The 15,090-nt window shown below is 70.9% G+C and carries 12 protein-coding genes; 9 read left to right on the top strand and 3 right to left on the bottom strand.

The genetic code is table 11. From position 1 onward, the window contains the following. The first annotated feature begins 75 nt into the window (after window positions 1-75). The gene (locus AQI94_RS16400; RefSeq protein WP_062229780.1) at window positions 76-597 is read left to right on the top strand and encodes a beta-class carbonic anhydrase; all 522 of its coding nucleotides are present in this window, start codon (window positions 76-78) and stop codon (window positions 595-597) included. A gap of 65 nt (window positions 598-662) precedes the next feature. On the opposite strand, the gene AQI94_RS16395 is transcribed toward AQI94_RS16400, so the two are convergent. Continuing rightward, window positions 663-1,355, bottom strand: a complete 693-nt coding sequence (locus tag AQI94_RS16395; RefSeq protein ID WP_031058115.1) for a GntR family transcriptional regulator — start codon at window positions 1,353-1,355, stop codon at window positions 663-665. Window positions 1,356-1,547: 192 nt separating this feature from the next. Here AQI94_RS16395 and AQI94_RS16390 point away from each other — a divergent pair, with 192 nt between their 5' ends. Then, entirely contained in the window at window positions 1,548-2,378 is an 831-nt protein-coding gene (locus AQI94_RS16390) for an acyl-CoA dehydrogenase family protein (protein WP_051832869.1), read from the top strand. A gap of 18 nt (window positions 2,379-2,396) precedes the next feature. Here AQI94_RS16390 and AQI94_RS16385 read toward each other — a convergent pair whose 3' ends face one another. Continuing rightward, window positions 2,397-3,086, bottom strand: coding sequence for a GntR family transcriptional regulator (locus AQI94_RS16385; protein WP_031058120.1), 690 nt, complete (start codon window positions 3,084-3,086; stop codon window positions 2,397-2,399). Between the two features lie 276 nt (window positions 3,087-3,362). Here AQI94_RS16385 and AQI94_RS16380 point away from each other — a divergent pair, with 276 nt between their 5' ends. The 5 genes from AQI94_RS16380 to AQI94_RS16360 all read left to right on the top strand — a co-directional run bounded on the left by AQI94_RS16380 (window position 3,363) and on the right by AQI94_RS16360 (window position 9,495). Then, window positions 3,363-3,842 (top strand): formate dehydrogenase subunit gamma, encoded by a 480-nt coding sequence (locus AQI94_RS16380; protein WP_031058122.1) that lies wholly within the window; start codon window positions 3,363-3,365, stop codon window positions 3,840-3,842. Continuing rightward, window positions 3,839-5,452, top strand: coding sequence for a formate dehydrogenase beta subunit (locus tag AQI94_RS16375; RefSeq protein WP_031058125.1), 1,614 nt, complete (start codon window positions 3,839-3,841; stop codon window positions 5,450-5,452). The genes AQI94_RS16380 and AQI94_RS16375 overlap by 4 nt, the downstream gene beginning before the upstream one ends. After that, the gene (fdhF, locus tag AQI94_RS16370; protein WP_031058127.1) at window positions 5,449-8,265 is read left to right on the top strand and encodes a formate dehydrogenase subunit alpha; all 2,817 of its coding nucleotides are present in this window, start codon (window positions 5,449-5,451) and stop codon (window positions 8,263-8,265) included. The genes AQI94_RS16375 and fdhF overlap by 4 nt, the downstream gene beginning before the upstream one ends. Window position 8,266: 1 nt before the next feature. After that, window positions 8,267-8,479 carry a formate dehydrogenase subunit delta gene (locus AQI94_RS16365; protein ID WP_031058130.1) on the top strand — a complete coding sequence of 71 codons (213 nt, stop codon included), beginning with the start codon at window positions 8,267-8,269 and terminating at the stop codon, window positions 8,477-8,479. A gap of 83 nt (window positions 8,480-8,562) precedes the next feature. Then, window positions 8,563-9,495 carry a LysR family transcriptional regulator gene (locus tag AQI94_RS16360; protein ID WP_031058131.1) on the top strand — a complete coding sequence of 311 codons (933 nt, stop codon included), beginning with the start codon at window positions 8,563-8,565 and terminating at the stop codon, window positions 9,493-9,495. A 681-nt stretch (window positions 9,496-10,176) separates the two neighbouring features. Here the strand turns inward: AQI94_RS16360 and AQI94_RS16355 are convergent. After that, window positions 10,177-11,775, bottom strand: coding sequence for a FadD7 family fatty acid--CoA ligase (locus AQI94_RS16355; RefSeq protein ID WP_031058132.1), 1,599 nt, complete (start codon window positions 11,773-11,775; stop codon window positions 10,177-10,179). A gap of 253 nt (window positions 11,776-12,028) precedes the next feature. Between AQI94_RS16355 and oxc the strand changes: the two genes are divergently transcribed. After that, window positions 12,029-13,777: an oxalyl-CoA decarboxylase gene (gene oxc / locus AQI94_RS16350; protein ID WP_031058133.1), complete on the top strand. Its 1,749-nt coding sequence runs from the start codon at window positions 12,029-12,031 to the stop codon at window positions 13,775-13,777. A 56-nt stretch (window positions 13,778-13,833) separates the two neighbouring features. Then, the gene (gene frc / locus AQI94_RS16345) at window positions 13,834-15,090 is read left to right on the top strand and encodes a formyl-CoA transferase (protein ID WP_031058134.1); all 1,257 of its coding nucleotides are present in this window, start codon (window positions 13,834-13,836) and stop codon (window positions 15,088-15,090) included.

Here is a 15,090-nt window from a genome sequence, read left to right as displayed (position 1 = left end):
CTGTCCCGGGCCGAGTTGCCGCAGCTCAAGGAGCAGGGCGTCATCTGACCGACCCGACCGGAGTGAGGTAACCCGATGTCGACTTCAGTACCCCGAACCGCGACGGTCACCGACCGGCTCGTGGAAGCCAACCGCGCCTACGCCGCCCGTTTCACCGACCCCGGCATGGGCGCCCGACCCGTCCTGCGCGTCGCCGTCGTGGCGTGCATGGACGCCCGCCTCGACCTGCATGCCGCGCTCGGCCTGGAGCTCGGCGACTGCCACACCATCCGCAACGCGGGCGGTGTGGTCACCGACGACACGATCCGTTCTCTGACGATCAGTCAGCGTGCCCTCGGCACCCGCAGTGTGGCGCTCATCCATCACACCGGCTGCGGTCTGCAGACCCTGACCGAGGACTTCCGGCACGAGCTGGAGCTGGAGGTCGGTCAGCGCCCCGCCTGGGCGGTGGAGGCCTTCCGCGACGTCGACCAGGACGTACGGCAGTCCATGCAGCGGGTGCGCACCTCGCCGTTCCTGCCGCACACCGACGACGTGCGTGGCTTCGTCTTCGACGTCACGACGGGGCTGCTCCGGGAGATCGCTCCGAACTCCTGAGCCGGACAGGCTGGTCGGCGGCGGCGGCGACGACGGCGTCGCGCGGCGGTGGTGGTGGGCCGGGGTCAGTCTCCCCGGCCCACCACCGCGGCGATCTGCCGGCAGTAGAAGTCGGTGGTGTTGCGGGTGTGCCGGCGCATCAGCGCCTCCGCGCGGTCGGGGGAACCCTCGCCGATGGCCTCGATGATCCTCGCGTGCTCGTTCCAGGCGTCCTTCCCGCGGGGCCTGGCGATGGGCATGTAGTACCAGCGCACCCGCCGGTCGACCTGGAGGATGAGTTCGGCGAGGACCGCGTTGCGGGACAGCAGGGTGATGTGGCCGTGGAGGGCGGCGTTCGCCTCCACGACGGCCCGGGCGTCCGCGGCGGCGAGAGCGGTCAGACCGGCCTGCTGGAGCTCCCACAGGCGGGCGACGTCACGGCCAGTGGCGTGCCGGGCCGCGTCGCGCGCCGAACGGGTCTCCAGAAGGGCCCGGACGCTGAGCAGTTGGGCGCACTCCTCGGTGGTGGGGGAGTGGACGAACGCCCCCTGGGAGGGGCGCAGGTCCACCCAGCCGGCGGTCTGCAGCCGCTGCAGCGCCTCGCGGATCGGCTGCCGGCTCACCCCGAGACTCTCGGCGAGGTCCGCCTCGACGAGGCGCTGGCCGGGTTGGAGCGAGCCGTTGATGATCAGCTCGGTCAGGGCCTCGTAGACCGTCTGGCGCAGCGGGGTGGGCCTGCTGATCGGGCCACGGGCGGTCACGGTGGGTGTGTCGGGCATGGGTCCCGTCTCCCTCGTTGGGCTGATGGATCGAGCCGGGTCGAGCCGTCTGCCGATCGCCGTGTCTCGCACAGTGCCGAGTCCCGGAAATTGCCCGGCCTGACCCCTGGCGCGGTCACCTTCCCATGCAGAATACTGTATGCAATTATCGTTCGACAGTGGATCAGCAGCCACGTCCGAGGGGGATGCCCCGTGTCGTACCGCACCGCTCTCTCCGAAGTCCTGGCCGGCCTCGCGGGACCCGCCGCCGAGGCGGCGGCCGTCCGGGGCCGGTTCCCTCGCGGCGCCGTGACGGCCCTCGGCCGCGCGGGACTCCTGGGACTCACCGTCTCCACCGAGTTCGGCGGCGGGGGACGGGGGTTGCGCGAAGCCGTCGACGTGGTCGCGCGGACCGCTCCGGTCTGCCCGGCGACCGCGGCCGTGCTGCGGTCGCACTACACGGCCGTTGCCGTCATCGAGGCGCACGGCGGCCCCTGGCTGCGTGCCGAGATCGCCGCCGGACGCCATCTCGCCAGTCTCGCCCTCGCGGAGTCGGAGGAGGAACAGGCGGGGGAGGGGGACGGGCCGGAGGCGGACTCCCGGCTCCTGGTGCCGGGCTCCGTGGCCACCCGTTCCGGTGAGGTGGTGGCCCTGCGGGCCCGGAAGCAGCGGGTGGTCGCCGCGGGGGAGGCCGACCTCTACGTCTGGTCCTCCCGGCCCCTCGCCGCCCCCGACGGCCTGACGCTCTGGGCGGTCCCGGCGCACGCCCCTGACCTGTTCGTCCCCGCGCGGCCAAGCGTCGCCGGACCCCGCGGCAGCGCGACTTCCACGGTGTTCGCCGACCCGGTACTGGTGCCCGCGGAGGCGATGCTCGGCGCGGACGGCGCCGGACTCGACGTCGTGCTGCGCACGGTCCTGCCGTGGCTGCTCGAACTGCGGGCCGCCGCCGATGTGCGCCGCCCGCCCGTCCTCGACCCGGCCCTGGACCCGGCCCGCGATCCCGGGGGCACGCGCCGTCCCGCGGGCACCCTCGCCGCGTCCTGAGCCATGGCCGGCCAGATGTCAGTCCTGGTTCGCCCGGGCCGCGATCTGCTTGCGGTAGAAGTCGGTCGTACGCTCGGTGTGCTTGCGCATGACCTCGCCCGCCTGGTCCGCGTCCCCCTTGGCGATGGCCCTGATGAGCTGGGTGTGCTCGTTCCAGGCCTCCTTGCCGCGGGGCTTGGCGATGGGCGTGTAGTACCAGCGGACCTTCTGGCCCACCTGGGCGATCAGTTCGGCCAGCACGGCGTTGTCGGCGACCGTGGTGATGAAGTCGTGCAGCGCGGTGTTGGCGGAGACCAGCCGCTCTACGTCCCCGTCGGCGAGAGCGGCGATGCCGTCGAGCTGGAGCTCGTCGAGGCGCGCGATGTCCTCGGGCTTCGCGTTCTTGGCGGCGAGCTGGGCCGAGTAGGTCTCCAGGACTGCCCGGACGCCGAGGAGTTGGGCGGCCTCCTCCTCGGTGGGGGAGTGGACGAAGGCCCCCTGGGCGGGCCGCAGGTCCACCCAGCCGGCGGTCTGCAGCCGCTGGAGGGCCTCGCGCACCGGCTGGCGGCTGACGCCGAGGTGTTCGGCGAGCTCGGCCTCGACCAGATGCTGGCCGGGCTTGAGGGAGCCGTTGACGATCAGCTCGGTCAGGGCGTCGTACACGGCCTGACGCAGTGGTGCCGGGCGGGTGACGCGCCGGGACGCAGCGGCCGTGAGTGCCTCGCGCATGGTTGTCCCGTTCTGCCGCCGGAGTCGCCGGACGGCGGCTTTGCCGAGTGGGGCCGTCCGGAGGGTTGCCGACGGCCGCGTCAGCATACAGGTTTTGGTATGCAACATGGCGCGGGCCGGCGCCGGGTCCGCAGTGGTCCGGGCCCGCGGTGCCGGGCTCGGGTGACTCCGCCCTTCCGTGCGGCAGGGTTGTGTATACAGAAGTCTGTATGGAGTATTGTCCGAGTCTCCTGCACCCCTCGCCGGGGACTCCGCGTGACGGAAGGCGAAGCGATCATGACGACCAGCGGGAGTGACGTGACGGTCGAGAGCGTGGTCCGGCGGGTGGTGGCCCGGCACCGGGGCGAGCGCGGCGCGCTGCTGCCCGTACTGCACGCCGTGCAGGCCGAGTTGGGCCATGTGCCGCAGGAGGCGGTGCCGGTGCTCGCCGAGGAGCTGAACCTCTCCCGGGCCGACGTCCACGGAGTCGTGACCTTCTACCACGACTTCCGCCGCGAGCCCGCGGGCCGCACCACCGTGCGCATCTGCCGGGCCGAGGCCTGCCAGGCGCTGGGCGCCGACCAACTGGTCGGCTACGCCCGCGAGTCCGGGCTGACCCTGGGGGAGACGACGGCGGACGGCTCGGTCACCGTCGAGCAGGTCTTCTGTCTCGGCAACTGCGCGCTCGGACCCTCCGTGGAGGCGAACGGGCGGCTGTACGGACGCGTGGGCCCGGCCCGGCTGGGCGCGATCCTCAACGGGACGGTCTCCTCATGAACAACGCCTCGCACTCCACGGCCACCGTCTACGTCCCCCGCGACTCCGCGGCCCGGTCCGTCGGCGCGGACGAGGTCGCGCAGGCCCTTCAACACGCCTCCACCCGCGGGGACTTCGCCCTCGACGTCGTACGCAACGGATCGCGCGGCATGCTGTGGCTGGAGCCCCTGGTCGAGGTCGTGACCCCCCAAGGACGCGTCGGCTATGGCCCGGTGGCCCCCGAGGACGTCGAAGGACTCCTCGCCGCCGGGATGCTCGACGGCGCGGACCACCCGCTGCGGCTCGGCGTCGTCGACGAACTGCCCTGGCTGGCGAGCCAGAACCGTGTCACCTTCGCCCGGGTCGGCGTGACCGACCCCCTGTCCGCCGAGGACTACGAGGCACACGGCGGCCTCGCCGGACTGCGCGCCGCCCTGGAACTCGCTCCCGCGGACGTGGTCGCCGAGGTCACCGCGTCCGGACTGCGCGGCCGCGGCGGCGCCGGGTTCCCGGCCGGCATCAAGTGGAAGACCGTCCTGGACTGCGCCGACGAGCTGAAGTTCGTCTGCTGCAACGCCGACGAGGGCGACAGCGGGACCTTCGCCGACCGCATGGTCATGGAGGGCGACCCGTTCATGCTCATCGAGGGCATGACCATCGCCGCCCACGCGGTCGGCGCGAGCGAGGGCTACCTGTACATCCGCTCGGAATACCCGGACGCGGTGGCCACCATGCGCCGGGCGATCGGCATCGCGCGCGAGCACGGCTGGCTCGGCCACAACATCCTCGGCTCCGCACTCGACTTCGACCTGCACGTCCGGGTCGGCGCCGGCGCGTACATCTGCGGCGAGGAGACCTCCATGCTGGAGAGCCTGGAGGGCAAGCGCGGCATGGTCCGCGCCAAACCGCCCATCCCGGCGATCGAGGGCCTGTTCGGCAAACCGACCGTGGTGAACAACGTCCTCACCCTCGCCACCGTGCCCGTGGTCATGGCCGAGGGCGCGCAGGCCTACGAGCGCCTCGGCGTCGAACGCTCCCGCGGCACCCAGGTGTTCCAGCTCGGCGGCAACGTCGCCCGCGGCGGCATCGTCGAGACCGACTTCGGCATCACCCTGCGCGAACTCATCGAGGAGTACGGCGGCGGAACGCACTCGGGACGCCCGGTGCGCACCGCGCAGATCGGCGGCCCGCTCGGGGCCTACCTGCCGGAGTCGATGTTCGATCTGCCCATGGACTACGAGGCGTTCGCGGCCGCCGGCGCCATGGTCGGCCACGGTGGCGTGGTCGTGTTCGACGACAGCGTCGACATGGCCGCGCAGGCCCGCTTCGCGATGGAGTTCTGCGCCGAGGAGTCCTGCGGCAAGTGCACACCGTGCCGGGTCGGCGCGGTGCGCGGTGTCGAGGTGATCGACAAGATCGTCGCCGGCACCCACCGGGACGAGAACCTCGCCCTTCTCGAAGACCTCTGCGACCTGATGACCGAGGGCTCGCTGTGCGCGATGGGCGGGCTCACCCCGCTGCCCGTGCGCAGCGCCCTGACCCACTTCCCCGACGACTTCCTCGGCGGCCGTCGACTGCTGGACATCCAGCCCGTACAGGCGACGGGCCCGAGGACGGAGGGCACGGCATGACACTCCTCAAGGAACCCGACTTCGGCACCCCCGAACGGCCCGGCCCCGCAACGGTGTCCGTGGAGGTGGACGGCCTGCCGGTGACCGTCCCCGAGGGCACCTCGGTGATGCGCGCGGCCGCGCAGGCCGGCGTCGACATCCCCAAACTCTGCGCCACCGACAGCCTGGAGGCGTTCGGCTCCTGCCGGCTGTGCGTGGTGGAGATCGACGGCCGGCGCGGCACCCCCGCGTCCTGCACCACCCCCTGCGCAGACGGCATGAAGGTCAGCACCCAGACCCCGAAGGTGGAAAAGCTCCGCCAGGGCGTCATGGAGCTCTACATCTCCGACCACCCCTTGGACTGTCTCACCTGCCCGGCCAACGGTGACTGCGAACTCCAGGACATGGCAGGGGTGGTGGGCCTGCGCCAGGTCCGCTACGGCTACGAGGGCGAGAACCACCTCGACGCCGAGAAGGACACCTCCAACCCCTACTTCGACTTCGATCCCTCCAAGTGCATCGCCTGCTCCCGCTGCGTCCGCGCCTGCGGCGAGGTCCAGGGCACCTTCGCGCTCACCATCGAGGGACGCGGGTTCGACTCCAAGGTCTCGCCGGGCGCGGGGGAGTCCTTCATGGACTCCGAGTGCGTCTCCTGCGGAGCCTGCGTCCAGGCCTGCCCGACCTCCACGCTCCAGGAACGCTCCGTCGTCGAACTCGGCATTCCCACAAGGTCCGTTGTGACGACCTGCGCCTACTGCGGTGTCGGCTGCTCCTTCAAGGCCGAACTGCGCGGCGACGAACTCGTCCGCATGGTCCCCTACAAGGACGGCGGCGCCAACGAGGGCCACTCCTGCGTCAAGGGCCGCTTCGCCTTCGGCTACGCCACCCACCCCGACCGCATGCTCAAGCCCATGGTCCGCGACCGGATCACCGACCCCTGGCACGAGGTCGAGTGGGACGAGGCCATCGGCACGGTGGCCCGCCGGATGCGCGAGATCCAGGACCGCCACGGCGCCGGCGCGATCGGCGCCATCACCTCCTCACGCTGCACCAACGAAGAGGTCTACGTCGTCCAGAAGATGGTCCGCGCGGCCTTCGGCAACAACAACGTCGACACCTGCGCCCGCGTCTGCCACTCCCCGACGGGATACGGCCTCAAGCAGACCTTCGGCGAGTCCGCCGGCACCCAGGACTTCCGCTCGGTCGCCGAGGCCGACGTCATCATGGTGATCGGCGCCAACCCCACCGACGGGCACCCGGTGTTCGCCTCCCGGATGAAGCGACGCCTGCGCGAGGGCGCGAAGTTGATCGTCGTGGACCCGCGCCGCATCGACCTCGTACGCTCCCCGCACATCGAGGCCCAGCACCACCTCCAGCTGCGGCCCAGCACCAACGTCGCCGTCGTCAACGCGATGGCCCACGTGGTCGTCACCGAGAACCTGGTCGACCGGTCCTTCGTCGACGCGCGCTGCGAAGACTTCGACGAGTGGGCCGAGTTCATCGCCCGACCGGAGAACAGCCCGGAGGCGGTGCAGGAGATCACCGGGGTCCCGGCCGCCGAACTCCGCGCCGCCGCGAGGCTGTACGCCGAAGCCCCCAACGGTGCCATCTACTACGGCCTCGGCGTCACCGAGCACAGCCAGGGCTCCACCATGGTCATGGGAATGGCCAACCTCGCGATGGCCTGCGGGAACATCGGCCGGGACGGCGTCGGCGTCAACCCGCTGCGCGGCCAGAACAACGTGCAGGGCTCCTGCGACATGGGCTCCTTCCCGCACGAACTCCCCGGCTACCGGCACGTCTCCGACGACGCGGTCCGTACCGTCTTCGAGAACCTGTGGGGCGGAACCCTCCTCGCCGAACCGGGACTTCGCATCCCCAACATGTTCGACGCGGCCATCGACGGCACCTTCCGCGGCCTGTTCGTGCACGGCGAGGACATCGCCCAGTCCGACCCCAACCTGGGGCACGTCACCGCGGCCCTGGAAGCGATGGAACTGGTCGTCGTCCAGGACCTGTTCCTCAACGAGACGGCCAAGTTCGCGCACGTCTTCCTGCCCGGCGCGTCCTTCCTGGAGAAGGACGGCACCTTCACCAACGCCGAGCGCCGCATCAACCGGGTGCGCTCGGTGATGAAGCCGAAGACGGGCAAGCACGAATGGCAGATCGTCAGCGAGATCGCCACCGCCATGGGCTACGAGATGTCCTACGAGCATCCCGGCCAGATCATGGACGAGATCGCCTCGGTGACGCCGACGTTCACCGGGGTCTCCTTCGACCTCCTCGACAAGCTCGGCAGCGTCCAGTGGCCGTGCAACGAGGAGGCACCCGAGGGCACGCCCATCATGCACGTGGACGAATTCGTGCGCGGCAAGGGCAGGTTCGTCGTCACCTCCTACGTGCCGACCAACGAACGCAGCACCCGGCGCTTCCCGTTGGTCCTCACCACGGGCCGCATCCTCAGCCAGTACAACGTCGGCGCCCAGACCCGCCGTACCGGCAACGTCGCCTGGCACCCCGAGGACATCCTGGAGCTGCACCCGCACGACGCCGAGGTCCGGGGCATCAACCACGGCGACATGGTCACGCTGGCCAGCCGCGTCGGACAGACCACCCTGCGCGCGGAGATCTCCGACCGGATGCCGACCGGGGTCGTCTACACCACGTTCCACCATCCCGTCACCGGCGCCAACGTGGTGACCACGGAGAACTCCGACTGGGCCACCAACTGCCCCGAGTACAAGGTGACCGCCGTCCAGGTGGCGCTCGCCCGCCCGGACCGGCCGATCGCGGCCGAGGCCACCGGGAACGACCTCGTGAAGGCGGGGGACTGAGATGACGGCGACCGTGCCGGCGGAGTGCCGGATGGCGAACGACATCGCCAGAAACCTCGGACACCTGCCGGCGGAGGAGGCCGCGGAGGCGATCGCGGGCCACATCGGCAGGTTCTGGGACCCGCGCATGCGCGCCCGCCTCCACGAGTTCGTCGACGCCGGGGTGGACGGTCTCGACCCCCTGGTGGTGGCCGCGGCGAAGCATCTGCGCTGACCTGTGCGGTCTCCTCCCTGTACATGGCTCCGCACTGCATACAGTATGGAGTCAGTGATCCCATGGGCAGGGAGGAGCCGCTCATGCTGTTCCGGCAGCTCGAATACTTCGTGGCGGTGGCGAGGGAGCGGCACTTCGCCCGGGCGGCGGAATCCTGCTACGTCTCCCAGCCCGCGCTCTCGGCGGCGATCGCCAAACTGGAGCGCGAGCTGAACGTCACGCTGATCAACCGCGGCCACAACTACCAGGGCCTCACCCCCGAGGGCGAGCGGCTCGTCGTATGGGCCAAGCGGATCCTCGCCGAACAGGACGCCTTCAAGGCCGAGGTGGCCGCCGTGCAGTCCGGCATCACCGGCACCCTGCGCCTCGGCACCGACCCCACGGCGTCCACCACCCTCGCCCTCCCCGTGGCCGCCTTCTGCGCGGCGCACCCGCTGGCCAAGGTCCAGGTCCGCTCAAGGCTGTCCACGAAGGAACTCCACCGCCAGCTCCGCGACTACGAACTCGACGTGGCCATCGCCCACTTCGACCCCGACGACCAGGAGGGCCTCCAGGTCGTCCCCCTCTACCAGGAGCGATACATGCTCCTGGTCTCCGACGACCAGCTGGTGGCCCAGTCCGCCACGGTCTCCTGGGCGGACGCGGCCCAGCTGCCGCTCGCGCTGCTGACACCGGACATGCGGATCCGCCAGATCGTCGACACGGTGTTCGCGGAGAAGGGGTACGTGGTCACCCCGCAGGTCGAGACGGACTCCATCGCCTCCCTCTACGCCCATGTCGGGGGCGGCGGCTGGGCGAGCATCGTGCCGCACACCTGGCTGCGCGCGATGCCGGTGGTCGGCCGCACTCGGGCGGTGCCCTTGGTCGACCCCGAGGCCGGCGCCCAGGTCTCGGTGGCCATCCACGCGGCGACCCCCGGCTCGGTCGCCGCCCGCGCCTTCGTCAACGCGGCGACGGGACTGTCCCTGGACGACTTCTTCGCCCGCCCCCTGCCACCCGACCATCGGGTGCGCTGACCCTGCCGGGGGTGGTTGGGGGGCCGGCGCCGTCGCAACGACCGCGTGTGCTCAGGCCTCGTCGTGGCCTGTGCCGACGCTGTCGGTTGGGGCTCCTTCGCGGCCCCAGCCCTACGACCGCCGCGCTGAGCGGAGCCCGCCGAGAGCGCAGGCACCCGGCCCGCGCCGCTCCCGTACCGGCTGCCGATCCGGCCTCCCCCCGCGGGGCGACTTCCTGGCCGGGCCGACTCGCCCGAGCACCGAGCGCCGTGAGCCTGCGCGCAGATTTCGTCGCCGCTCCTGGCGGTCCGGGGCATAGATGGGGGTTCCCCTGTCGTCTTTCTTCCTCCGCGTCCGCCACTTGGCGGTCCCGCCTCCGGCACCATGCCTCCCGCCCAGTCGGGGCACATGCCGCCCCTGCGATTGCTCCACGGCATCACCGCGGCCGCCCTACTGTCGGTGTACCTCCCCACCCGCCCCCGGGCACCGAGCCTTCCGCGCCCCCCCCGGTCGGGGTGGGTACCGCGTCCTGGTGCACCGCATCGCGGCGGCCGGACCGTCGTCGGGCTTCTTCGCACCCACCACTCGACGGTCCCACCTCAGACACCGAGCCTCCAACGGCGCTGCAGCGGTCGCCCTACCGTCGGTCTACCTCGCCACCCCCGCCCCCGCCCCCGCCCCGCGAGCCTCCCGCACCCCCGCTCACTGTGGTGCATACCGCACCTGCACCGCCTTCCGGTCCAGGCCCCCCTTCGCGGTGTACGGCAGCGCGGTGACCAGTTCGAGGTGGTCCGGCACTTCGAAGGGGGCCAGGTGGGCGCGGCAGTACCGCAGGATCTCCTCGCGGTCGAGGCCGTCAGGCTCACGCAGCACCACCGCGGCACCGACCCGCTGCCCGTACACCGCGTCCGGCACCGCGAACACGGCAGCCTCCGCGACCCCCGGGCACCCCGCGAGGATGTCCTCGACATGCTCGGGCGAGATCTTCTCCCCGCCCCGGTTGATGAGGTTCTTGATCCGTCCGGTCAGCGACAGGTACCCGTCCTCGTCCAGCACGCCCAGATCACCGGTGCGCAGCCACCCGTCGACGAAGGTCCGCGCCGACTCGTCCCCGTCGGCGAGGTAACCCCGGGCGACCGTGGGCCCCTGCACCCACACCTCGCCCTCGACACCCACCGGACAGGGACGCCCGCCCCGGTCCACGACCCGCACCTCGACCCCGGTCGGCCGGCCCACCGACCCCTGCCGGAGTGTGCCCCGCTGCGGCAGGGGTTCGCTGGTGGCCTGGTGCGAGGACTCCGTCATCCCGTACGCGGACAGCAGCGGCGCGCCGAACGTGCGCTCCAGCGCCCGCTGCGTCGCCGCGTTGAGCGGCGCGCTGCAACTGCGGACGAACTTCAACGGCGGCGCCTGCGGGCCCGGATACTCCCGCTCCGACCGGTCCAGAAGGATCTCGTGGATGGCCGGCACCGCCGTGAACCACGTGGCGTCCACGGCCCCCATGTCGTCCCAGAACGTGCCCGCCGAGAACCGCCCCCGCTCGGGCAGCAGCACACAGCCCCCGCTCGCCAGGGAGGACAACAACGCCGCGAACAGCCCGTGGCCGTGGAAGAACGGCATCACCGCGACCGTCGCGTCATCGGGGCCCAACTCGTAGGTGGCGCAGATGTTCCGGAGGGAGGCGGCCACATTGGCGTGGGTCAACGGGACCATCCTCGCCCGGTCGGTGGTGCCGGCGGTGAACAGCACAAGGGCGTCTTCGTCCGACAACTCACCTGCGGCGCCCGTCACTTGGGTCATCTCGCAGACGCCGACTGCAAGGACCACCGCAGCCGTCCCCGCCCGGGACACATCCACGCGCAACGGCCACGCGGGCACCGGAAGCTTTCCGACACCGACACCGACACCGGCGCCCGACGCATCGACGAGCACCGCCCGCGCTCCCAAGGTCGCGATGCGAGCAGCGAGTTGGGAACCCGGCAACGCGGGATCCAGCGGAGCCGTGACCAGCCCGGCCCGCGCCGCACCCAGCAACCCGACCACGAACTCGGCCGTGTTGGCGCAGATCAGCCCGACCGCGTCACCGCGTCGCAGACCCGCCCGACCGAGCCGGGCGGCCACCTCGTCGGCGAGGGTCGCCAGTGCCCGGTACGACAGCTGCACCCGCTCACCGGTCACCACCAGGGCCTGGGCGTAGGGGCGTTCACGCACCTGCCGGTCGAGGAGGTCGACGAGGCCCGTGACCTCCGGGGGCCGGTACCGGTTCGCGTCACGCACGGATGCCGCGGCCGGAACAGCCATGACCCCACCCCCTCGCACAGCGCCGATGAACATCCTCTGCGAGCGTGCGGTGGCACCCGGGGGACGTCCAATACCCGCTGGCGAACGGCCGATAGCAACCGTCTATCAAGGCCGTTTCCAGGCCCCTGACCAGCCCTCGATAGACGCCGTCTATCGGCTGGTCGCCGATGGGTCTTGGACGCGGACGAGCGCGCTGCGGATGGTGAGAGAAGTAGCCGCTCCGGCAGGACCTGCCCAAGGAGGACCTCGGACCATGACCGCTCCCTCGACCCTGGAGACCGCGGCAGCAGCCGACGTTCCGACCGAGCTCACCGACGGGTACCACCTGGTCGTCGACGCGCTCAAGCTGAACGACGTCGACACCATCTACGGGGTGGTCGGCATCCCGATCACCGACCTGGCCCGGCTCGCCCAGGCGCAGGGCATCCGCTACATCGGCTTCCGCCACGAGAGCAACGCCGGACACGCGGCCGCCATCGCCGGCTACCTCAACAAGAAGCCCGGCGTGGCCCTCACGGTCTCGGCCCCCGGCTTCCTCAACGGCCTGGTCGCCCTCGCCAACGCGACCACCAACTGCTTTCCCATGGTCCAGATCTCCGGCTCCAGCGAGCGCCACCTCGTCGACCTCAAGCAGGGCGACTACGAGGAGATGGACCAACTCGCCGCCGCGCAGCCCTTCGTGAAGGCCGCCTACCGGGTCAGCCGCGTCGAGGACATCGGCCGGGGCATCGCCCGCGCCCTGCGCACCGCGATCTCCGGGCGCCCCGGCGGTGTCTATCTCGACATCCCCGCCGCGGTGCTCGGCGCCATCATGCCCAAGGCGGAAGGCGACCGGACCCTGAGCCGCCTCGTCGACCCCGCCCCGCGCCAGCTGCCGGCGCCGGAGGCCGTGGACCGGGCGATCGAACTCCTGGCGTCCGCCGAACGACCGCTGATCGTGCTGGGCAAGGGAGCCGCGTACGCCCAGGCGGACGCCAAGGTACGGCAGTTCGTCGAGTCGACCGGCATCCCCTACGTACCGATGTCGATGGCGAAGGGCCTGCTGCCCGACGACCACCCGCAGTCGGCCGCGACCGCACGCTCGCTGGCGCTGAAGAAGGCCGACGTCGTGATGCTGATCGGCGCGCGCCTCAACTGGCTTCTGGGACACGGCCAGACGGGCTGGAACCCCGACGCCAAGTTCGTCCAGATCGACATCGACCCCAAGGAGATGGACAGCAACCAGCCCATTTCCGCCCCCCTCGTCGGTGACATCGAGTCGGTGCTCGACGCGCTCGCCGAGCGCACCAAGCCCGGCCAGATCACGGCTCCTTCGGCCTGGCGGGATGAGCTCGGGGCGCGCTCGGCGCAGAACGTCGCCAAGATGGCCAAGCGGCTGGAGGCCGACCCGCACCCCATGCAGTTCATGGGCGCCCTGAAGGCCGTACGCGACGTTGTGCACGCGCACCCGGAGACGTACATCGTCAACGAGGGCGCCAACGCCCTGGACATCGCGCGCAATGTCATCGACATGCACGTGCCGCGCCACCGCCTCGACAGCGGCACCTGGGGCGTCATGGGCATCGGCATGGGCTACGCGATCGCAGCCGCCGTCGAGAGCGGCGCCCCGGTGGTGGCCATCGAGGGGGACAGCGCCTTCGGGTTCAGCGGCATCGAGATCGAGACGATCTGCCGCTACCAGCTGCCCGTCGTCACGGTGATCATGAACAACGGCGGCGTCTACCGCGGGGACGACACCAACCCGTACGACGACGCGCCCTCGCCCACGACCCTCATGTCGGCGGCCCGCCACGACCTGCTCATCGAGGCGTTCGGCGGCAAGGGCTACCGGGCCACCACGCCCGCCGAGGTGACCGCCGCCCTCACCGAGGCCCTCGCCTCCGGCGGCCCGGCGCTCATCGACTGTGTGATCGACCCCTCGGCCGGCACCGAGAGCGGCCACATCTCGCACCTGAACCCCAAGGGCATCACCGTCGGCAACATCACGCCGGCGAAGAAGTGAACGCCCGGATCTCCAGGACCTCCCAGACCGCGCAACTTCACGAAAAGGAAGCACACATGAGTGAAAAGCCGCTCGCCGGAATCAAGGTGATCGACTTCACCGGGGTCCAGGCCGGTCCCGCCTGCACGCAGATGCTCGCCTGGTTCGGCGCCGACGTCCTCAAGGTGGAGCGCCCCAACGGCGGCGATGTGACACGCCGTCAGCTCAGGGACATCGAGGACCTGGACGCGCTCTACTTCACGATGCTCAACAGCAACAAGCGCTCGCTCGCCATCAACACCAAGACCGCCGAGGGCAAGGAGGTCCTGGAGAAGCTCATCAAGGACGCCGACGTCCTGGTGGAGAACTTCGCCCCGGGCGCCCTGGACCGCATGGGCTTCACCTGGGAGCGCATCCAGGAGCTCAACCCGCGCCTGATCTTCGGCTCGGTGAAGGGCTTCAACGACCAGTCGTCGTGGAACGACCTCAAGGTCTACGAGAACGTCGCCCAGTGCGCGGGCGGCGCCGCCTCCACCACCGGCTTCTGGGACGGCCCGCCCACCATCTCCGGCGCCGCCATCGGCGACACCAACACCGGGATGCACCTGGCGATCGGCATCCTCACCGCGATCATCGACCGCGGCAAGACCGGCCGGGGCCAGAAGGTCTCCGTCTCCATGCAGGACGCCGTCCTCAACCTGTGCCGCGTCAAACTGCGCGACCAGCAGCGCCTGGAGCGGGTCGGCTACCTGGAGGAGTACCCGCAGTACCCGAACGGCGAGTTCACCGACGTGGTGCCGCGCGGCGGCAACGCCGGCGGCGGCGGTCAGCCGGGCTGGGTGCTCAAGTGCAAGGGCTGGGAGGACGACCCGAACGCGTACATCTACTTCACCGTCCAGGAGCAGAACTGGAAGCGCACCGCCGAGGTCATCGGCCGCCCCGAGTGGGCCGAGGACCCGGAGTACGCCACCGCGCGCGCCCGCCAGTCGCACATCTTCGAGATCTTCGAGGAGATCGAGAAGTGGCTCGCGGACAAGACGAAGTACGAGGCGGTGAACATCCTGCGGGAGTGGGAGGTGCCCTGCGCCCCGGTGATGAGCATGAAGGAGATCGCCTACGACGAGGACCTGCGCAGGAGCGGCACCGTCGTCGAGGTCGAGCAGAAGGGCCGCGGCACCTACCTGACGGTCGGCAGCCCCGTGAAGTTCTCCTCCTTCCAGCCGGAGGTCGTCGGCGCCCCGCTGCTGGGCGAGCACAGCTCCGAGGTGCTGGTGGAACTGGGCTACGACGAGGAGACCATCGGCCGGCTGAAGGAGAGCGGGGTCATCGTCTGA

The sequence above is a fragment of the Streptomyces pseudovenezuelae genome, from assembly GCF_001513955.1.
In the GTDB taxonomy this organism is placed as follows: domain Bacteria; phylum Actinomycetota; class Actinomycetes; order Streptomycetales; family Streptomycetaceae; genus Streptomyces; species Streptomyces pseudovenezuelae.
The sequence above is the reverse complement of the archived record's forward strand: the minus strand, read 5'-3'. Positions and strand labels throughout refer to the sequence as shown.